This window comes from Flavobacterium sp. 140616W15 (assembly GCF_003668995.1).
GTDB lineage: Bacteria > Bacteroidota > Bacteroidia > Flavobacteriales > Flavobacteriaceae > Flavobacterium.
The window spans coordinates 1723319-1743316 of record NZ_CP033068.1; the positions used below are offsets into that span (position 1 = coordinate 1723319).

The window sequence follows — 19998 nt, forward strand, 5'->3', positions numbered from 1 at the left end:
TCTCTATCTTTTTTTCTTTTATTCAGCCAATACCTGTTTTGGATAATAATTTTGATTTTCATCTCTATATTCTAATAAAATTCGCAACTCTTTCTTTTTTTCAAATGAGAGTTTAATTATTTTATCTGCCTCTTTTTTCCAGTCAGAATTTGTTGTTACATCATCATAATTATCATCTTCGGATGCCTTTTTTGCTAGTTCTGAAGTTGCATATATATCATCATTTGATATGTATCCAAAACATCCATATGAACCTCCTACGTGGTCGTATCCTTTTAGATCATATGTTCCGCCAACATGAATCATTACATCTGTAGCAAATTTTTCCTCTACTCTATGATGGTCTATATTTGTTCCATTAAGTAGTTTTTGAGTTTTTAGTGGCTGAGCAGGGATTTTTCTTTTACCGAACCGAGTAAATATAAAGGCATCTAAACCTGATCTTGCAACTTTAAATTGATTTGGGTAACTCGGAATCCAGAAAACTCCATAAAGATTTTGATTCCAATTTTCTGGAATAAAAGCTCTATTCAATAACTCATATTCATTTTTATTATTTTTTCCTAAGTTATACCATGCATCTCTAGTTACATTAAATGAAAATTGAAATTTACCATCCTTGTTTTTATCATCATAGTTTAGAATTTTGACTTTATAAGTCGGTACTACAACTACCGGATCTGAAAAAATATAATCTTCTCCTTTTAAACCTTGAATAGTATATCCTGTAATTTCATTAGTAATCACAATTCTTATATGTGGCAATAATACTTCTGCTTCAATACAAACTTTTTCACTTGGTTTATTAAAAAAGCATAAACTTTTAATTTGCTTACACTGCTTCCTTTAGGTACATTATAAGAAATAGCATCTAATCCCTTTACAGCAACAGCTTCATTTATCTCTCCTTCATCATACTGTATTCCCCATTTTAGGCTCTTAAGTTCTGATTTTTTTGGAGTTCTGCTAAATTCTATTGCTTCATAATTGTATGCTTTACCTTTTTCTATAATATCAACAGCTTTATTAGTGGAAGGATCTATGGGACCTTTTATTTTTTTAACAAGCAATGTTTTCTCTTCTTTTTTTGCTTCATAATCCGCAAATTTTTTTCCGCCATCTTTTCCGTAAAAAGTATTTTCTTTTGGAGATTTAAAATCCAATGCTCCTTTAGATGCATCTTTAGTAATAGATTCCGCTTCCTTATAAGATTTTCCAGATATGTTACGTATTATATTTCCGCTTTCTCCTGCCATATTACTGCATTTTTACCTGTTTACCGCTGTTAATATTTACTTGCTTGGCGCTTTCCACATTTATAGATTCTTTAGTACTTATGTAAGAACCTGTTTCCATGTTTTCGGTAATACTTTTAGCTTTAGAATTTCTACCTATAAGTGCAGTCTCAATAATATTACTTGCTGTAAGATTATAATCTTCACTTGCTATTTCTGTGATACTTTCTCCAGCAATAACATTTATATCTTTTTGTGCTGTAGCTACAATATTTTGTCCTGCTGACATAATTATAGTCTCTCCTGCATTCATCGTAATGTTCTTTGGTGCCGTAACTTCAATATTACCATTACCATCCATATACCACTTGTTGCCAGAAGGGTCTTTTACTAAAATACTCGAATCACCTTCGTCAAAAGTAATTGTACTTCCTGTACGGGTATAAATGCTTTTGATGTTGTTTTTTATCTTACCGCCAGTACCCGTTTTACCATTAAATAAACTACCAATTACAAATGGCCTGTTGGGGTCGTTATAGCGAAAACCTAACATAACCTGATCACCCACTTCGGGGATAAAAACCATTCCTCGGTTGGTGGTGACTTCACCACTGGTTCCTGCATCAGGTGTCATTACGCGTAACCATGGTGTACGCTGTTGTTTGGTGGCTTGCCATAGCATCTTTACACGTATTCTGCCCTGTCCTTTTGGATCATCATTGGCTACTACTTCTGCTTGTTGCATTTGAGCTATCGGAAAGCTGATATTTGGCTCTGGTAACTTGCGTATTTTGGCAGGTAGTGCTTTAAAACTATTTTCGTACTCGCCAATGTCGCTTGATTTATGAGTTATTTCTGTGATAATATAAATCCCTACTTCATTAGTTTCGTAGTTGATTTTGTTAATGTCTTGTCCACTCTTATATGCATCTAATTTGTCTTTTACCTGCATGGCATCTATGCTAATGCTCATACCTATTCGTAAACTTCTGTTTCGACTAGTTGCGGTTATAAAATTAGATTCTGCAGCGGCACTTTGTTGCCTATTTTGCAGTATGGTTTGCAAATACATGTCATCACCAGTGGCAATTCTTCCATATTCTAATGATGATGTAGCATATAGTTTCTGAGAAGCAGTTATAGCATCAGTACCCAATCTTGGAAATCCTTCTATTTGGTCTCTGGTCTTGGCTTGGTACAGTTTATTTACATCTTCATTATAAGTAAATGCTTCAAATTGGTTGGGAATTGCCTGAACAGAAATATTTAGGTTATAAAGGTCTTTGTTGTAAATCAATTTTGTAAATTCCATACTAACATTTGGTTTACCAAAAAAAAGTTTTTCCCCATCATAATACAACCATTCGTTGTATTGTTTGGCTAAACGTTGTATAAATTGAAAATCTGTTTCGAGATATTGAGTTTGATAACCTAAATTGCTGCCAAATTCAGGTTTGATATTGTTTTGCAATTGTTCGCCTGTTGCTGTTTTTATTACTTCCTCAATGATATCTTGTAAATTGGTATCTTCCCAAGAATTGAGTTTTACTCCCGATTCAAGAAGTATGGTTTTGGAATAACCCGAAATAATAATTTGGCTTCCCACATGTCCCAATTCTTGGGCATATTGAATATTTGTTACTATTCCTAAAAAATTATTGTTGTTTTCAAAAGCAATGTGCAAAACCCCTCCCAACCATTTTTGAGCACTCTCTATCGTGTATGCTCTTGGTTTTTCGATTACAGAATGCGGAACACTAATTTTAAAATGATGATGTGTATTAATGGTTTGATGCAGCTCGATACTGGTAAAATGTGAGATTTCTTTTCTATTAATACCAAATATTATTTTAGGAATGACCATAATATGTTTAGTTATAAGTTTGATTTTTTTAAATTTTAACTTAAATAGATTATAGTCTAAAGTTCTTATTTCTAAAGTTCTTATACCGAATTCGATTTTAAGCTAAAATATCATGTTCTGAAAATAGAAGCAATACTAATCAATGTTTTGTTCAATAAATTATATAATAAAAAAACAAGAAGCGGTATGTTACCACTTCTTGTTTGTCAAAAAGGGAAAAATTAAACTCTTGCCCAATTGTTATCTAATGTTGCATTACCTAAAGTAATTTTCTCTGCTGAGAAAGTGATCTCTGTTACCATTGGAGTTTCTGCCAAAGCATCTAATTGCTCGCTGAAGAAAACAATAAAAGCATTCTCAAAAGAAAGTTCTTTCATTACTTGCTCAGAGTCAGCTTTAAAAAATTTTACTTTTCCACTTACCGGTTTGTGTTGGCTGTTTACTGCTTGCTCAATAACAGTAGTGTTGTCTGTAGATTTTACTTTTAATTTAATCTACCTCCTTTAATTTCAGATGAAACTGCTCCTTTACCGTCAGTATGTCTCATCATATCAACTTTTGAAAATAATACTTGGTACTCGTGTCCTTCGAATTCTAAAATTGCTTTAAATGCCATAATAAAAATAATTAAATTGTAAAATTGTTGAAAATTGTTAAAAATTGTTTTTTAGAACCCTCTCTGTTGTCTGACTAGTATAAACAAAAAAAGAAGTATTCTATATGATTTTAGAATACCTCTTTTTGTACTAACGCACTTTTTTGACTTGCTTCTTGTAGGAAGATAAAGAGGATTCGCAATCAATATTAACGCGAATATACAACTATAAATAAAATAACCAAGCTAATTTGTAATGTTTTTCATAAAAAAAATAAAAATAAAAAGTAAAAAAGTAAGAATACAACCCGTTTATATCTAGTCCATTTTATCCCCCTAGCGTGAGCAGTTTCAAAGTAACCCAAAACAAAAAAGCTTCAGAGAAATCTGAAGCTTGTCTTAGTAACCGAAGCCTTTAAATAGCTAACCAATTTGTTATGAATTAGTATTCTATTTATACTTACTCAAATCTAAATTAAGAATAGTCCCTACTCTGCTAAACTCTTCATTAATCTTTGCATTTAGGATTAGTTGTTTATTATTTATGGGATGATTAAAAATTAACTGATGTGCATGAAGCATCATTCCTTTCAGATCATAATTCTCTAACCACAATTTATTTTGTTTGTTACAACCATGTGGTCGACTACCTAAAATGGGATGAAAAATATGTTTGAAATGTTTTCGCAATTGATGCATACGGCCAGTTTCAGGAATCGCTTCTACCAAACAATACCGTGATGTTGGTTTATTATTAAATTCTAACTCAATTTCAGTATTTTGCAAACGATGAAAGTATGTTATAGCATTTTGTTTAACATCATCATCATTAATTAAATCATAATCAATCGTTAGTTCTTCGGGAGACCAACCACGCAAAATGGCTAAATATTTTTTTTCGACTTCCCGTGTGGCAAAACGATCATTCATAATTTTCAAGACTTCTTTATCCAACGCAAATAACAAAACACCAGATGTTTTTCGGTCTAACCGATGAATAGGATAAACGTGCTGCCCTCCTATTTGATTTCTCAATTCCTGAATAGCATACACTTTTGCATCACGTGCATAAAATGATTTGTGAACCAACAAGCCACTTGGTTTATTAATTGCGATAATATATTCGTCTTGGTAAAGAATTTCTAACATTTGGCAAAAGTAAAAGAGATTTCGATTAAAATCATTTTTATGACTTATTTGTTTCTATACTTTTCCTTATTTTATTTTAGATCGAAAATAAAAAAGAGACTCGAAAGTCTCTTTGTAGAATTAATATCTTTTTATAAATGATTATTTGGTAATTAATTTTTCAAGCCTTGCCATCATTTCATCTTTCTCTTTCAGCATACGCTCGTATAATGCTATTTTTTCATCATATAATTGTACAATTTTATCAGCGGGATTGAAAGAAGGTTGGTAACTGAATCCAGAAGCAACTGCATTGTCTTTGAAATCTTGGAATGAATAAGTATTTGCAATTACATTCACTGCCTGCTCCTCATCAAAATTCTGAAAAGCTTCCACTGGAATTTTAAATACTGCAGATATTTGTTTCAACAGATTATCTTCAATTACATCTTTCTGCTCCAGCATAGAAATTTTCTTCTGATTCCAGTCTTCTCCCAGATCATAAGCTAATGCCTCCTGTTTTATGTTAAGCATTTCTCTGAAGCGTTTTACGTTTCTTCCTTGATGTATTTTCTGTTCCATAATGAATATCAATTTTTCTAAAGGCTCAAAGATAAAGCCATTTGGCTTAAAAATCCTGAGTTTCAAAGATAAAAAAATATCTTATAAAACATTCTTTTGTCAGATATTATATCTGCTTTTGTCCTACTCTGGGATGAATCTCTTTCGTGTGATACAAAGAATTAAAAACATAATAAAAAACAAAGCTTCAGATTTCTCTGAAGCTCTACAACAGTTCCTGCTATTCCTCTGGAGGAGATTTCGTAAATTCTAAGTGTTTTGTCAACTTGATTCATAAACAATACTTTTGAACTGCTAGAAGGATTTATTTTACTATAATCCCAAGTTGAAAGAGCCAATTTATATGCATCTTTTGAAGATTTGATTTCTGGTCTTTCAAAGTTTTTTACTTTCGTTTTGTAGTTCTGTTCAATTTCAAATAAAGTCTGGCAGTTTTGATTTAAAGTTTCCATAATTTCTATATTTAAAATTAATTATGGAACATCTACCAGGAATAGCCTAGTAAACTCAAAATCACCACAATAAAGCAGGTTTTTTTTTCTGAATTTATGGAGTTTTTTTGCTAGTGCCCGCAAACGATTCCCGAACTTTGTGAGGAAATTAAATTAAGATATTAGAAGAATAAGGAATCATTTGATAAATGCGTCTTAAAAATACTAATTAAATACTATTTAATTTAATGAGGTTCTAACTCCTCCGTGATCACTGAAAATAGAACAGCTTACGAAGAGTATGAACTGCTAAATAGAAACTACTCAAAGAAAAACAGACCAAAAAAGTTTTTTTTGCATAAGCCTCCTCCCTTTTTTTTATTATCAAAGTCTATTCAAAAAAGCTATTTTTGTCAATCGGTATAGAAACATATATAGGAAAAATAAAATGAAAGACTGGAATTTAGAAGACAATGTAAATGATTGGGTAAAGTCAGAATTTGCAAGAATTAAGCAAACTAAATATACTGTAGAATCAGCAATGTCTGATTATCTAAAAAATGCAATTCAACAAGGTGTAATTTTAAAACGTCTCGAACTTGAAGAAGCAGGAGAAACAGAAAAAGGCAAATCTTGGAAGCCCGATTTTCATTTGGAGACTTTTGATATACCAGTTTTAATTGAAAACAAACTAGGGATTAATAAATTATGGGCAACAAATGGAGATAAAATAAAAAACGATATCAAATCCGTTAAAAATTTTGCAGTTAATGGAGCAATCCATTATGCACAATGTGCAATAATGAGTAAAAAATATACCGAAGCAATTGCAATTGGGATATCGGGTAATAACGCCAACAATGTAACTATCAAAATTTATTATGTCTTCGGCGCAACCGATGAAACTTACAAGTTAATAAATACTTACACTTCATTAGATTTTTTAGAATCTAAAAAATCATTTACAGAGTTCTATAAAGCAGCAACACTTACAGAAGACGAAAAACATAAAATTTTAATCGACTCGCAAGCAAAGCTACAAGAGTATGCAAAGAAACTTAACAAGCTAATGCACAACCATGCAATTACTGCCCCGCAGCGTGTATTATATGTTTCGGGCATGCTTTTAGCAATGCAAGACATTGCAGAAATTAAAAAAGGTTTAGTACCAGAGGATTTAAAAGGTTTTAATCTCGACAATCAAAGAGACGGAGACAACATTGTAATGCAAATAGAAAATTACCTAACATTAAAAGAGATTCCTCAAGATAAAAAAAATCTAATGATGGCATCATTTAGGGAAATTAATAAAGATACTGACCGTGACAAAAAAATAGATTTAGACACTATCATTGGAAAATTATTACCTAATATGGCAAGTGTCAATAAACAAATTTTCACTTACATTTACGAAAACATCTTTTTATCTATCGACTCTATGAGTGGCCATTTAGATATTATGGGAGAAATGTATTCCGAATTTCTAAAATATGCACTTGGAGATGGAAAAGAAATTGGTATCGTGCTAACACCTCCCTATGTTACCAAAATGATGACACAAATTTTAGAGGTAGACGAAAACTCTAAAGTTATGGACTTAGCAACAGGTTCAGCCGGTTTTCTAATTTCATCTATGGAACTTATGATAGATTATGCCGAACAGAAATATGGTAAAAGAACCCAAAAAGCATTAGAAAAAATTGAGCAAATCAAAAAGCACCAACTACTTGGTGTTGAGTTAGACGCTCAAATGTTTACACTTGCATCTACTAACATGATTTTGCGTGGCGATGGTTCCAGTAACATTAGGAAAGGCTCGTCTTTTAAAGAACCTGCTGAACTTTACAAAACATTTAACGCAGATAAATTATTACTTAATCCACCATTTAGCTTCAAGGAAAATGGAATGCCTTTTATTTTGTTTGGTCTTGAAAATATGCAAATTGGCGGCAAAGCCGCAATTATCATTCAAGATTCAGCAGGAAACGGTCGAGGTGTAGAAAGTTGTAAAGCTATTCTTGCTCAAAATCAGTTATTAGCAAGTATCAAAATGCCGATAGATTTATTTATACCAATGGCAGGAGTTCAAACATCTATTTATGTTATCGAGCATACAGGCAAATCACACGATTATAAAAAGCAAGTAAAATTTATTGATTTTAGAAACGATGGTTACAAACGCACAAAACGAAGCCTTATTGAGATAGATAATCCTGCACAACGCTACAATGATATAATTGAAATATATAAAAATGGAGCTACAGCAGATGTTTCTCCCACTTTATGGAATTTGAAACAAACTGTTGTAATGAGTGTTATAACCAATAAAGGGGATGATTGGAATTATGACCAATATCAAAAAATTGACACCAAGCCAACATTACAGGATTTCAAAAAAACCATAGGTGATTATCTCGCTTGGGAGGTTTCAAGCATTCTCAAACAACAAAACGAAAGCAAAAGTTTGGGAAAGTAGATGCCCTACTCAACGAAAAGTTACAAAAAGTTGAGTGGGGAGATTTTTATTTAGGTGATTTATTTGAAATAAATCCAACAAATTATTACCGTTTGCAGAATAGTGAAATAATTTCAATAAATGGCAACATTCCATTAATATCAAACTCTTCAACTGAAAATGGGATAATGGGTTATTCTAATTTAGAACCTAATAATGCAGGAAATACAATTACTTGTTCCGATACTACAATTGGTGCAGAAACAATGTTTTATCAAGAAAATGATTTTATAGGTTATTCCCATATACAACATTTTGTACCAAAGTTTGAACCTTTTAATAAAGCAATTGCAAGTGTTATTATTTCTGCGTGTAGAGTTTCCACTTCAAAGCAATACGATTATGGAAATAAATTTAATCGTGAAGCAATGAATAAAACCAAAATCCAACTTCCAACCAAAAAAGGCAAAGTAGATTTTGAATTTATGAATAGTTTTATAAATGAGCTGGAAGCTCAGCGTATAGCAGAGTTGGAAGCATATTTATCCGCTTCATTTGTCAAAGATTATGCTTTGACAAATGAAGAAAAGCAAGTACTTCAAAAATTTGAAAAAGGAGAAGTAAAATTTGAAGAATTTGAAATTCAAACACTATTTACGGTTTCACCGTCAAAAGCATATGTAATGAATGACAGAGATATTCTTGTAGAAAATGGCAAAACCCCGTATGTTTCCAATCAATCACAAAATAATGGTTATATTGGTTGGAGTAATCTTGAACCATTAAATCCTTCAAATGTAATCACATTGAGCGACACTTGGCAATCAGAACGAACAATTTTCTATCAAGCTACTGAATTTATTGGCAAAAGCCATTTACAAGTAATGAAAGCATACGATCCAAAATTTCAGAAATTTGAATTATTCTTTGTTATTTCAAGTTTTAGAAAAGCAATTTTAGAATTGAATTATGATTACGGAACAAAATTTAATCGTGACAAAATCAAAATAACTAAAATTCAACTACCTACTATCAATAACAAAATTGACTATGCTTTTATGTGTACTTTTATATCTGCTATTCAAAAATCAGTTATAAAAGATGTTGTTTTATATACCGATATAAAACAGAAGCAACAAAAAGTGCTGTGAGTAAATAAAATAAACGGTCTTATGTAATAGCTACTAAAATGTCTTTGAGCAATTGGCTTATAAATATGCAAATAAAATTGGAGAAAAAGTCAAGGTTGTATTTTTACAATCTTGACTTTTTAAATTTACCCGCTCCCCTAAGTATTCAACTAAAAGCAGTACGAATGTCTCCTGACTTGGCACCCACGACCTGAATCAGGTATAGATTGTTTTTTATAGATTAAAACAAAAAAAGCTTCAGAGAAATCTGGAGCTTTGTCTTAATATAAAAACGCATTCAAATAGCTAACCAGTTTGTTGAGGAATATTATGGCATTATTGCATGCGCATCTTAGTTTTAAAAATATAAAGTCAATCTGTTTGAAAAAAAATAAGGTACTCTGTATTGAACTAAAAACTATTGAAAGAATTTAAGAAAATCACAGATTAGAAAAATGTAAATGGTGATCAGGAATACATCTAATATGTTGCGCTCTTAAAAACACGAAAAATTCTATTACAATACTACTGTTTTATTATATTTGTTTTTAACCAAACGGAAATTTTTTACAGACTGACGTTGTACTACACTTTTACCAAACAGAATGAAAAAACATAAATAAAATGAAAAAAATAATTCCAATCTTCATCTTTCTAATTTTCACAATTCACTCCTTTTCACAAACCAAAACTGGAAACGAACTTGTAGCCGAAGGAATTGCTAAAACAAAGATAAAACCTGATTTAGCAAATTTTAAAATAACTATTGCAAAGCAAAATACAATAGAAAAAAATGCAATAAAAGAATTAAATCAAGAAACAGAAAAATTGCAAAGTGTGCTATTAAAATTGGGGTTTACAGAAAAGAATGTCAAAATATCGGAGTATAAAATCTCTAAAGATGATTACCAAAATAGAAAAGAATTTTCTGCAATAAATACATTATCTGTAGATTTTGTATTAGATAACAAAAGAATTGAAGAGTTTTATCAAGAGATTCAAAACGAGAACATACAAGATGTAGATATTGAATTTAAAACTCAAATATCAGAATCTTTAGAAAAAAACATAAGACAAAAGTTAGTGCAAAATGCAATTCAAAATGCAAGAAATAATGCTGAAAATATTGCAAATGCACTAAGTGTAAAATTAAACAATGTTAAACAAGTTTCTAAATATAATTTACGTGATATTGCATTTTCATCAATAAAAGTAGATGAAGTACGATTTTTAAAGCCAAGAGTAGCTAGTGAATCAATAAACCCTAGAACTTCATTTGATAGGTTTGAGGTTGAAGATGTTGAATTAGAAGAAACAATAACAATAGTTTACGAAATAACAACTAAATAAAAAAGCAATCACATAACAGCTCCTACAACAGATTTGGGTAATAGACTTGATGGAAAGTTGGTTTTGTATTCGTGATGTTTGGCAAATCCGAAGAAAGGGCTTAATTTAATCTAAAACATGCTGTAGCATTGAAGATTAGCTATAATTATAATCAATGTTTTTCTAAAAATGAAAATTATAAATAAATATCCAATACTAGCAGAAGTTCAACAATTAGATGAGAATTCAATTTTATTAAAATTTGTAGATTATAACCGTATTGGTCGAAATGAGAATGTATTTGTGCTAAAAATCATAAGAAAAGATATAGCAAGAAGTATCAATTTAATCAATGAATGTCACCTAAATTATCCAACTGTAGTTGTAGATGATGGCGAGTTAACTTTTTATAATGGTAACATGGATGAGTCTCCAGATTGGGGAGATTGGACAAGTTCTTTCGGATTAACTTATGAAAAATATGAATTTGAATTAATTGATTAAATAATATGGCTAATCAAAAAACAAATATAACTAACAGCTACTACAGCGAAATTAGACAATTGGTTTTGTATTTACGATGATTTGCTTCGCCTGTTAGCTATCGCTTCAGTGACAAATCCTAAAATAGGCCTTGATTTAGTTCCAAACTAGCTATAATGCCATAATTTTATATAAAAGTTTGCCGAAAAATCGTGGAATAATAATGATTGAATATGAAAAACATTTTAACTCTAGCAATTGCATTAATCTTGGTATTGATAAATGGAATTATTGGTCATTTTTTTCCGCCAAATGGAATTAATTTTACTATTATATTAATTCCAACAATTATTATAATTATTTGTTTTGCTTCAGAAAATCTGAGTTCAATACTTAAAAGTCTATCTATATCTTTATTAGTAATAGTAAATGACATTTTAATAAAATTGTATTCAGGTGGAACTCACGATTTGGAGGGATTGGAATGGATTCACTTTTTTATGTATAGTGGAATATTAATCGGTCTAATAATATTATCGATAAACGTCATGAAAAATAAAAAAGAAAATCTCTTCATAAAAATTTCATCAATAATTGGTTTTCCCTTTATAATTTATATTTATTTACAATTTTTTTACCAATTAGGATTAGAAAGAAAGTATCCTATTTTAATCTAAAAATCATGATGCTAATTATTAAAGGAAAAATATAAGTAATAAAATATTTCACACTAATGGACAAAGAAACAGCTGAATATATTGTAACATACTTTTTTAGTCTTTTACCTGAAAAAGAAAAACTTGCTTGGAGACATCATTCTTCAATTTTAAAACTTGAAGACAATGACAGTCCTAAACTTTTAGAAATGTATAAACGAAAAGGATGAATAACTGATAAACAAGAAGTTTTAGATTTACTTAAACTTGGATATGATGATTTCGAAATTAATACCGCTAAAAAAATTATTGAAGAGTATCCTGATAAAGTATTTTTCAACACATGTCCAAAATGTAAAAAACTAGCAAGAACGCCAAACGCCAAACAATGTCGATTTTGCGGTTTTGATTGGCATAAATAAAACAACAGTATAACAGCTCCTATAACGGGGCTTAATAGAAACTTGGTTTTGTATTTGGAATGATTTGCGAAATCCGAAAATAGGGTTTAATTTAGTACCAAACCCACTTTAGTAGTGAGACGTTAGCTGTAATAGTACAACATCACTACGTCAAAACAAAACTCGACAAAAAACAGAAATGAATACAATCGAAAAAATGATTATCGACAATGTCACCAATGGTATTGCCGAAGTAACAAAAAAAGACTTAAAAAATCATATCGGAGAAACCGCATATTCTGAATGTGAAATTCAGGAAGGCTATCACGATTACCTCAAAATTCAATTCAAAGGACAGAAGATAGGATTCTTTTTATATGATTTCGCTTGGGACAGAACACCTTACTTTAAACTCGAAATTTCAGAACCCATCGATAATCTCCCAAAAGAGAATCTTATTGACAATGTAATTTCTGTTCTGAAACAACAAATTTCAGATTTCTTTTTTGACAAAGCCAATCAACCAATGTTTAGCTATTGTATTAAGGTAGTTTTGGAATTTGAATATAAAAGCGGTTCATACAAGGAAACACTTTTCATCGAAGATGAAGAACGAAAATTAGAGCTTCGGGAACGAATGAACAATTATATTACAAAAGTTATTTACAATCTTGACAGAAAAGTCAAGGATGCAAGGGAAGTAACTGTGTTTGCTGGCAACCTAGTAAATTTTAATTTGATGGATTTTTCGCCAGTGAAGCTAATTGAAACAATAGAACATTGTTTAAATCAAACTTTCAAAGACATCAAAAACAGAAAATCAAGTGATGATTTTGAACGAAGCATTTTACATAGACTCAAAAACTGGGTAAAAGACGAATTTAAACCATTACATTTCGATATTTCAGTCCGTATCTCTAAAAAAATCACAATCAAAAATGATTTTAAGAAAGAAAATGTAAACGCTGAACAACTTTCACTTTGGGTTTACACTTCCTATTTGAGGATTAAACTTAAAGATTATGCTTCAGATGCGTTGAAAGATTTAGAAATAGCAAGCAAGGATTTCGGTTCTGAAACGGCAAAAAAATATCTTGATTTCGGTACAGGATTATTTGCTCAAGAAGATATTCATTATAAAGACAAAAACATAGAATGTAAAGCCAATGATGTTTTTTCTACAATTTCCGTTACTATCAAAAACGAAACTTCAGAATGCTACGGAAAGGCTTTAGATTTCATAGTTAATTTACTTCAGAAAGGGTTTCCTAACAGTTACTCTATTAAATTTTCTTCAAAATCTGAAAAACAATTTTTACCAATTAAAGGAATTGCAAAATCTTCTACCAACAGATTTTTTACCAATTGCTTACAATATCCCGAACTACACGATAAAATCGAGCAATATGCATTGGTTGCCATGAAAGAATTTGAATGGTATAATGACGTAGAAGAAGGCGAAAAAAGCTGCTTACCTGGAAGTTATGCCGTATTTGGGTTGGGATTGGCTTCTGAAAAATATTTTCCATTAGTTCATAAATATTTTGAAATATTAGATGATGAACATCAAATGGTTCATAAATACTTTATTAATGACCTAATTGATAAATATGGAGTTACTAAAAAATCAATAGTTCTGATTTGTGAAGGTATCCTCTCTGCACAGTTTGAAATGACATATAAAAATCTTGCAGCATTGATGAATAAAGAACAAAATTTAGAGCTTTTAATTGATGAGTTGAAAAAACTAGAAAGCTATAACGTTGAAGAGATTATCTATTCTATTTGGGGAAGAAATTATACAAAAGCAATCACAAAATTAGATTCACAATTAAAAGAACTATTGCTTGAACAACTAAAGAAATAGCTGGTGTAGCCACAAGCATAGAATGACAGTATACCAATTTGAAACATCAAACATAAATGGACTATCAGACTTATAAACCACATCCCGATTTAGAATCATTAGTCAAATATTATTGGACATTGAAAGTACCTTTTGACCCCAAAAATCAAAAGCAAAAAATTATTCCTGACGGCTGTATTGAAATGACATTTAACTTTGGCGACAAGATTAAAAGATATATTTCTGAAAGCGAGTACATTTTTAATCCAAGTGCAATGGTAATGGGACAGCGAACCAAATCATACTTTATAGAGCCAGTTGGAAATGTTGACACATTTGCAATTTGCTTTTATCCATATGGGTTTGCAAATTTTGTAAACACACCACTCGAGAATTTAGTTGACCAAGAAACACCAATCAAATATTTGTTCAATGAAATTCAAGCGAATGACTTGGAACAAAGTATCATTACTGCAAGCAACACAAAAGAACGAATCGACATCATTGAAACATTTCTTTTAAGCAAACTCAATGAAGAAACAACTATTGAAAACATTGTAAAAAATACTGTTGATAGCCTTATATCCACAAATGGTAGTACGCCAATCAATATTATTTTGAAAGATGAATTGTCGAAAAGAAGACAGCTTGAAAGACATTTTAAAAAACAAATTGGAATAAGTCCAAAGCAATTAGGTAAAGTAATTCGTTTGCAGTCTACCTTACAAATGTTGCTAAATAAAAAATCTGAAACCTTGACTGAGATTGCCTATGAAAATGAATATTTCGACCAAAATCATTTCATAAAAGACTTCAAAGAATTTATCGGAATTACCCCAAAAGAGTTTTTAGATAATGAAAACATGGTACTTTCTTCGCTTTTTTATAAATAAAGTTTTTGGGTGTCGCGTTCTTACTATTTTGACACAAAGTACTATGATAAATTTGGCAGTAAAATTTAATCATATTAGACAATGGTAGTAAAGAACATCTTATTCGCAACAGCATTTTTGGGACTTTGTTTGACCTCTTGTAATAATTCAAACAAGACTAATGCAAAAACCACATCCCAAGACACTTTAACAAAAACAAATAATATGAAAAGTTATGTTTCAATCTTTGAAATTCCAGCAACGGACATTTCAAGAGCAATCGATTTTTATGAGGCAATTTTGGACATTAAAATCGAAAAAATAGACATGCCCGGAATGCAAATGGGAATTTTACCCTATGAAGAACAAATGGTTACAGGTGTAATAACTAAAGCCGATGGTTACAAACCCTCTGCTGATGGTGTTACTCTGTATTTGAATGGTGGTGACAATCTTCAGGTTATCCTTGACAAAGTAGAGAAAAATGGTGGTAAAATTCTCGTACCAAAAGCATCTCATGCAGATGGAATCGGTTTTTTTGCAATATTTCTTGACTCGGAAGGAAATAAAATAGGACTTCATTCACCGAAATAAAAATTTAAAGCAAATAGCTCGGGTGGTAAATCAACTGAATGGGCTTAATTTAGTTTCAAATCCGCTGTAGTATTAGAACCTTAGCGGTAAATTTACAAAACGATACAAATTAACAGAAAATGGCAACAGACGGAGTTAAGATAATTGATGGTGACACAGCTCACGATACTTATTGGGGTATTATGGACTTGTATGACAATGGAGTAGAATTTGACATTATAGACAAAGAATTCCCTTTAATTCAATCTGACTACTTTGACGACTTTGACAATGAAATTTATGTTACTTCTTGTGCCTTGGCTCTTTGGGAAATGGGAGTATTGACTGATGAAAAATTAGCTTATGTAAAATCAATTATTGACAAAGCTGCTTGCGTTAGAGAATGGACAAAAAATAATGAAAAAGACGGCAAGGCAAGAAAAAAGGAACTTGACAAATTTTGGAAGAAAATAAGTCAGACAAATACAAAAATAAGAGCAAGAAAAAAATATAGAAAAATAACCAACTTCTATTTTCAATCTGACGACTTATTGACTTTTAAACTTAAAGACGGCAATTACAGAGCCGTTATATGTACAGCTATTGAGCAATACAGAGGACAATGCAATTATATTTTAGTTCCGACAACTTACAATTCAAGTAAAAAACCGACAATTGACAATTTGAAAGACAAGGAAATATTAGGCAGACAAATTGGAAGTGGCTACGACCAACGAACAACAAAAGAGATGCAACCAGGCATTGAGAGAATTTGGAACTTTTCAGGTGGAAATTGTAATTTCTTTTTTGGCGTAATACAGCTTGCTATAACCCACAAAGACTTTATAAACTTCAAAGAACGATTTGAAAAAGTTGGGACTTTGAGAATTATAGATGGACTAAAAAAGATGGGATCATTTGGTTATGAAGAGGACTTTGAAAGATTTGAAACAATTTTTAGTGACTTAGAAAATCACATAAAAATATTTCAACAGAAAAAGTACCCAGTAACAATATTATGTGACATATAACAACAGACAAAAAAGCTATCGCCCTGCTTGCGCAAGCATCTCGTTTGTGAATACAATGAGATGTTGAGAAAAAGAGTTAAAAAACAAAAAAAGCTTCAGATTTCTCTGAAGCTTTGTCTTAGTAGCGGGAACAGGACTCGAACCTGTGACCTTCGGGTTATGAGCCCGACGAGCTGCCTACTGCTCTATCCCGCGTTGTTTCGGGTGCAAAGATACGTAGTTTTTACGGTTAAACAATACAAAAAATGAATTATACCCGATAGTCCAGATTTGCAACCTTGCGCACAAACGTTTGTCTCATCCTAAAAACAAGTCTACAGATTTAGCTTACTCATTAAACCTCAATATACTATACTGCATAAACAAAGCTTCAGATTTCTCTGAAGCTTTGTTTTAGTAGCGGGAAGTATTTAAATAGCTAACCAAATTATCTTGGGTTATTACGGTATTTTAGCACGTGCATCTTAATTTTCTCTATGCTTTTTGTTTGCATAACCACTCATATAAGTGCTAAAAAGTATCAATCAAATTTAATGTCCTTTTGACAGTTTGTAGTGAAAAAAATATATATTTGAAAGATAAATAATGTATAAAATTTATCATACATAGCTATCCAAATTTGGATGGCTATGTGTGATTTTGTCACACATATAAATAAGTTGGTGGCAATTTTGCGAGACATCTCGCTACATTAATTAACTAGAAATAAAAAAATGAAATTAACAATTACAATCGGACTTCTTTTAATTGGGCATCTTACATTTGGACAAGACAGAATTCAAAAAATTGACAGTTTACTCAATTCTCTTTATTCAAAAGAGAAAATCAATGGAAATTTTCTAATTGCAGAAAAAGGGAAAGTTATTTATAACCGTAGTTTTGGACTTGCAAACGAAACAACAAAAGATAAATTGAACGAAAATTCGATTTTTGAATTGGCATCTTGTTCAAAGCAGTTCACGGCTATGGGGATAATGATACTTAAAGAAAAAGGGAAATTGAATTTGGACGATGACATTAAAAAATACTTACCAGAACTTTCTTTTTATAAAGGTGTAACTGTAAGAAACTTATTGAATCATACTGGAGGTCTGCCAGACTATATGGCGCTTATGGATAGTTTATTTGACAAATCTAAAATTGCTACTAACAAAGACATAATTAATACATTTAGTAACCATCAGCCAAAAATATTATTTGAGCCAAATACTAAATGGGAATATAGCAACACGGGCTATGCACTATTGGCATCAATAATTGAGAAAGCATCGGGTTTGACATACGCTGATTATTTAAAAACAGCTATTTTCGAACCGTTGAAAATGAAAAATACCTTTGTTTACAATCGTAGATTATCGCCAAAGAAAATTGACAATTATGCTTTTGGTTATATTTACTCAGATAGTTTGAAAAAATATGCTTTACCAGACGAATTGAAAGAAACTAAAATCGTTATTTGGCTTGATGGTATTGTTGGAGACGGATCAGTTAATTCAACTGTAAAAGATTTATTAATTTGGGATAGAGCATTATACACCAATAAATTACTCACAAAAGAGGGAATGAAAGCAGTTTTTGAATTAGCAACTTTGAAAGACGGAGCTAAAAGGAATTATGGTTTTGGTTGGGGAATTGAAAACAATGCTGATTTTGGAAAAATTGCAAACCATGATGGGGGTTGGCCAGGTTATGCAACTCTAATCGATAGACATATTACAAATGATAAAACAATAATAATACTTCAAAATCACAACAACGTTTCAATTCCTACTAAAGCAATTAGAAGTATTCTATATAATAAACCATTGCCTGTGCAAAAAATCAGAAAAGAAATTAGTATTACAGCTGAAGAACTTCAAAAGTTTGTTGGGACTTATGAAGTTGAAAATGGTTTTGAAATCAAAATTACAGTAGATAAAGACCAACTTTTTTCACAATTGACAGGACAAAATGTGTTGCCGATATTTGCAGAAAGTGAAATGTTGTTTTTCTACAAAGTAGTAGATGCACAAATTCAGTTTGAAAAGAACGAAAAAGGAGAAATTTCAAATTTGTTTTTATTACAGAATGGAAAAAAGATAGAAGCAAAACGAATCTAAAATATTCGGTTTTGTACAAAAGTTCAATCGAAGAACTGAACTTGAATTTAGCACTAAAACCGCCATTTTGCCCAACTGCTGTTATGTACGGTTTGTTTTTATTTTGTGTCTATTTATTTATGTCATCATACAATTTATCAACTACTTTTTCTAAAATCTCTCCTGTTTCATTAAAGCTGGTATTTGTCAATATGGATATCCCTATATTTTGTTTAGGATAAATTACAAACCAATTCTGCATTCCGTATATACCTCCGTGATGTCTATAAATTAATTTATTATCACTTTCTATGATATACCAATGATAGCCTTCCCAAAAATCAGAACCTTCTTTATATAATTTTTTATGAGATTCGTTTACAATAGGATTTGACTTGTCTAGTTGCAATTTCATATATTTCACTAAATCCGTAGTCGTAGAATGCAATCCAGAAATCCCGCCCCATAAAGTTCTATTGAAGTTAGGCATTAACTCGTTTTTATCATTATAACCTTTTACCAATCTAGTGCTATCATTTTCATTTAGTGTAAACTTGGTTTGGTTCATTTTATTTGGTTTCAAAACATATTCAGTTACCAATTCCTCATATGGTTTTTGATAGACTTTTTCAAGTATATATGCTGTCAACTCTGGAGCCGTGTTTGAATAGGAATATACTTCTCCTGGTTGCGTTTCTATTTTGATTAGCTTTAATCCCTCAAAAAAAGCTTTTTTATTTTCGCCTTTTATAGGGAAATTTGGAAATCCACTTGTATGCGTAATGAGATGTTTGATTCTTATGGGGTCTCCTTTAAATTCTAAATTGGGATAAGGTTCATCAAGATAGATTCTAATATCATCATCTAGATTTATTTTTTTATCAAGTACGGCTTTAGCGGCTATATAACCAGTAAAAGTTTTGGTTACAGAAGCTAATTCATAAAGTGTAGAATCGTTTGGTTTATTTCCTTTTCCGATAGTTAATTCACCAAAATGTTTTATTGTGGCTTCTCCATCTTTAAACACTGTCACGGAAACAGAATGAAATCTTTTATCCTCTAATAACTGAACAGCATTTTTTGTAATCGCATTTTCAACACTTTCTTTATTGGTTTGATGGACACTTTTACATGCAAGTAATGTGAAAAATAAAATAGTGGTTAAATATTTCATTGTCGTAATTTATGGTTTAATTTTCTGATTAAGTGGTTAGATAGCAAGTAACTTGTATATGGATCAAACGATTTCTGGTATATCTAACCTAAACTGGATGGGTATGTCTCATAAATGTCATTCTTTCTTTGTTTT

At 31.0% G+C, this 19998-nt stretch carries 18 protein-coding genes, 1 tRNA gene and 1 pseudogene; 11 read left to right on the forward strand and 9 right to left on the reverse strand.

The features are described from left to right. Nucleotides 1-18 precede the first annotated feature (18 nt). The 7 genes and pseudogenes from EAG11_RS07340 to EAG11_RS07370 all read right to left on the reverse strand — a co-directional run bounded on the left by EAG11_RS07340 (nt 19) and on the right by EAG11_RS07370 (nt 5856). The gene (locus EAG11_RS07340) at nt 19-747 is read right to left on the reverse strand and encodes a hypothetical protein (RefSeq protein WP_207209624.1); all 729 of its coding nucleotides are present in this window, start codon (nt 745-747) and stop codon (nt 19-21) included. A 5-nt stretch (nt 748-752) separates the two neighbouring features. After that, nucleotides 753-1256: a hypothetical protein gene (locus EAG11_RS07345; protein WP_129538610.1), complete on the reverse strand. Its 504-nt coding sequence runs from the start codon at nt 1254-1256 to the stop codon at nt 753-755. Between the two features lies 1 nt (nt 1257). Further along, nucleotides 1258-3099, reverse strand: a complete 1842-nt coding sequence (locus tag EAG11_RS07350) for a type VI secretion system Vgr family protein (protein WP_129538611.1) — start codon at nt 3097-3099, stop codon at nt 1258-1260. Between the two features lie 221 nt (nt 3100-3320). Then, nucleotides 3321-3715: pseudogene (gene tssD / locus EAG11_RS22770) on the reverse strand (type VI secretion system tube protein TssD). A 429-nt stretch (nt 3716-4144) separates the two neighbouring features. Continuing rightward, nucleotides 4145-4843: a pseudouridine synthase gene (locus tag EAG11_RS07360; protein ID WP_129538612.1), complete on the reverse strand. Its 699-nt coding sequence runs from the start codon at nt 4841-4843 to the stop codon at nt 4145-4147. 141 nt (nt 4844-4984) lie between these two features. Then, the gene (locus EAG11_RS07365; protein WP_129538613.1) at nt 4985-5404 is read right to left on the reverse strand and encodes a helix-turn-helix transcriptional regulator; all 420 of its coding nucleotides are present in this window, start codon (nt 5402-5404) and stop codon (nt 4985-4987) included. A gap of 161 nt (nt 5405-5565) precedes the next feature. Then, entirely contained in the window at nt 5566-5856 is a 291-nt protein-coding gene (locus tag EAG11_RS07370; RefSeq protein WP_129538614.1) for a hypothetical protein, read from the reverse strand. A 427-nt stretch (nt 5857-6283) separates the two neighbouring features. On the opposite strand from EAG11_RS07370, the gene EAG11_RS07375 reads away from it, so the two are divergent. From EAG11_RS07375 to EAG11_RS07420, 10 genes are all read left to right on the forward strand, one after another. Then, a complete protein-coding gene (locus EAG11_RS07375; RefSeq protein ID WP_129538615.1) occupies nt 6284-8311 on the forward strand; it encodes a class I SAM-dependent DNA methyltransferase in 2028 nt (675 codons plus the stop codon). Continuing rightward, nucleotides 8254-9441, forward strand: a complete 1188-nt coding sequence (locus EAG11_RS07380) for a restriction endonuclease subunit S (protein WP_242499283.1) — start codon at nt 8254-8256, stop codon at nt 9439-9441. The genes EAG11_RS07375 and EAG11_RS07380 overlap by 58 nt, the downstream gene beginning before the upstream one ends. A gap of 603 nt (nt 9442-10044) precedes the next feature. Continuing rightward, nucleotides 10045-10770, forward strand: coding sequence for an SIMPL domain-containing protein (locus tag EAG11_RS07385; RefSeq protein ID WP_129538616.1), 726 nt, complete (start codon nt 10045-10047; stop codon nt 10768-10770). Nucleotides 10771-10938: 168 nt separating this feature from the next. Beyond that, nucleotides 10939-11253: a hypothetical protein gene (locus EAG11_RS07390; protein WP_129538617.1), complete on the forward strand. Its 315-nt coding sequence runs from the start codon at nt 10939-10941 to the stop codon at nt 11251-11253. A gap of 212 nt (nt 11254-11465) precedes the next feature. Next, complete coding sequence (locus tag EAG11_RS07395; RefSeq protein ID WP_129538618.1) at nt 11466-11909, forward strand: hypothetical protein; 444 nt, start codon at nt 11466-11468, stop codon at nt 11907-11909. Nucleotides 11910-11965: 56 nt separating this feature from the next. Further along, on the forward strand, nt 11966-12118 hold the full coding sequence (locus tag EAG11_RS22125; RefSeq protein WP_242499284.1) for a hypothetical protein: 153 nt from the start codon (nt 11966-11968) through the stop codon (nt 12116-12118). A gap of 370 nt (nt 12119-12488) precedes the next feature. After that, complete coding sequence (locus tag EAG11_RS07405; RefSeq protein ID WP_207209625.1) at nt 12489-14156, forward strand: DUF6138 family protein; 1668 nt, start codon at nt 12489-12491, stop codon at nt 14154-14156. Nucleotides 14157-14212: 56 nt separating this feature from the next. Further along, nucleotides 14213-15028 carry a helix-turn-helix domain-containing protein gene (locus EAG11_RS07410; protein WP_129538619.1) on the forward strand — a complete coding sequence of 272 codons (816 nt, stop codon included), beginning with the start codon at nt 14213-14215 and terminating at the stop codon, nt 15026-15028. Between the two features lie 204 nt (nt 15029-15232). Next, entirely contained in the window at nt 15233-15601 is a 369-nt protein-coding gene (locus tag EAG11_RS07415) for a VOC family protein (protein ID WP_129538620.1), read from the forward strand. A gap of 119 nt (nt 15602-15720) precedes the next feature. After that, complete coding sequence (locus EAG11_RS07420) at nt 15721-16611, forward strand: hypothetical protein (RefSeq protein WP_129538621.1); 891 nt, start codon at nt 15721-15723, stop codon at nt 16609-16611. 122 nt (nt 16612-16733) lie between these two features. Here EAG11_RS07420 and EAG11_RS07425 read toward each other — a convergent pair. Beyond that, nucleotides 16734-16806 (reverse strand) — tRNA-Met (locus tag EAG11_RS07425). Between the two features lie 518 nt (nt 16807-17324). Here EAG11_RS07425 and EAG11_RS07430 point away from each other — a divergent pair. Continuing rightward, nucleotides 17325-18710 carry a serine hydrolase gene (locus tag EAG11_RS07430; RefSeq protein ID WP_129538622.1) on the forward strand — a complete coding sequence of 462 codons (1386 nt, stop codon included), beginning with the start codon at nt 17325-17327 and terminating at the stop codon, nt 18708-18710. Nucleotides 18711-18819: 109 nt separating this feature from the next. On the opposite strand, the gene EAG11_RS07435 is transcribed toward EAG11_RS07430, so the two are convergent. Continuing rightward, nucleotides 18820-19863, reverse strand: a complete 1044-nt coding sequence (locus EAG11_RS07435) for a serine hydrolase (protein ID WP_129538623.1) — start codon at nt 19861-19863, stop codon at nt 18820-18822. Nucleotides 19864-19998: the final 135 nt, after the last annotated feature.

Excerpts from the sequence above, each read along its gene's own strand:
- EAG11_RS07365 (WP_129538613.1), bottom strand. The coding sequence starts at position 5,404 with ATGGAACAGAAAATACATCAAGGAAGAAACGTAAAACGCTTCAGAGAA.
- EAG11_RS07375 (WP_129538615.1), top strand. The coding sequence starts at position 6,284 with ATGAAAGACTGGAATTTAGAAGACAATGTAAATGATTGGGTAAAGTCA.
- EAG11_RS07370 (WP_129538614.1), bottom strand. The coding sequence starts at position 5,856 with ATGGAAACTTTAAATCAAAACTGCCAGACTTTATTTGAAATTGAACAG.
- EAG11_RS07415 (WP_129538620.1), top strand. The coding sequence starts at position 15,233 with ATGAAAAGTTATGTTTCAATCTTTGAAATTCCAGCAACGGACATTTCA.
- EAG11_RS07360 (WP_129538612.1), bottom strand. The coding sequence starts at position 4,843 with ATGTTAGAAATTCTTTACCAAGACGAATATATTATCGCAATTAATAAA.
- EAG11_RS07385 (WP_129538616.1), top strand. The coding sequence starts at position 10,045 with ATGAAAAAAATAATTCCAATCTTCATCTTTCTAATTTTCACAATTCAC.
- EAG11_RS07390 (WP_129538617.1), top strand. The coding sequence starts at position 10,939 with ATGAAAATTATAAATAAATATCCAATACTAGCAGAAGTTCAACAATTA.
- EAG11_RS07395 (WP_129538618.1), top strand. The coding sequence starts at position 11,466 with ATGAAAAACATTTTAACTCTAGCAATTGCATTAATCTTGGTATTGATA.
- EAG11_RS07410 (WP_129538619.1), top strand. The coding sequence starts at position 14,213 with ATGGACTATCAGACTTATAAACCACATCCCGATTTAGAATCATTAGTC.
- EAG11_RS07420 (WP_129538621.1), top strand. The coding sequence starts at position 15,721 with ATGGCAACAGACGGAGTTAAGATAATTGATGGTGACACAGCTCACGAT.
- EAG11_RS22125 (WP_242499284.1), top strand. The coding sequence starts at position 11,966 with ATGGACAAAGAAACAGCTGAATATATTGTAACATACTTTTTTAGTCTT.
- EAG11_RS07405 (WP_207209625.1), top strand. The coding sequence starts at position 12,489 with ATGAATACAATCGAAAAAATGATTATCGACAATGTCACCAATGGTATT.
- EAG11_RS07350 (WP_129538611.1), bottom strand. The coding sequence starts at position 3,099 with ATGGTCATTCCTAAAATAATATTTGGTATTAATAGAAAAGAAATCTCA.
- EAG11_RS07435 (WP_129538623.1), bottom strand. The coding sequence starts at position 19,863 with ATGAAATATTTAACCACTATTTTATTTTTCACATTACTTGCATGTAAA.
- EAG11_RS07345 (WP_129538610.1), bottom strand. The coding sequence starts at position 1,256 with ATGGCAGGAGAAAGCGGAAATATAATACGTAACATATCTGGAAAATCT.
- EAG11_RS07430 (WP_129538622.1), top strand. The coding sequence starts at position 17,325 with ATGAAATTAACAATTACAATCGGACTTCTTTTAATTGGGCATCTTACA.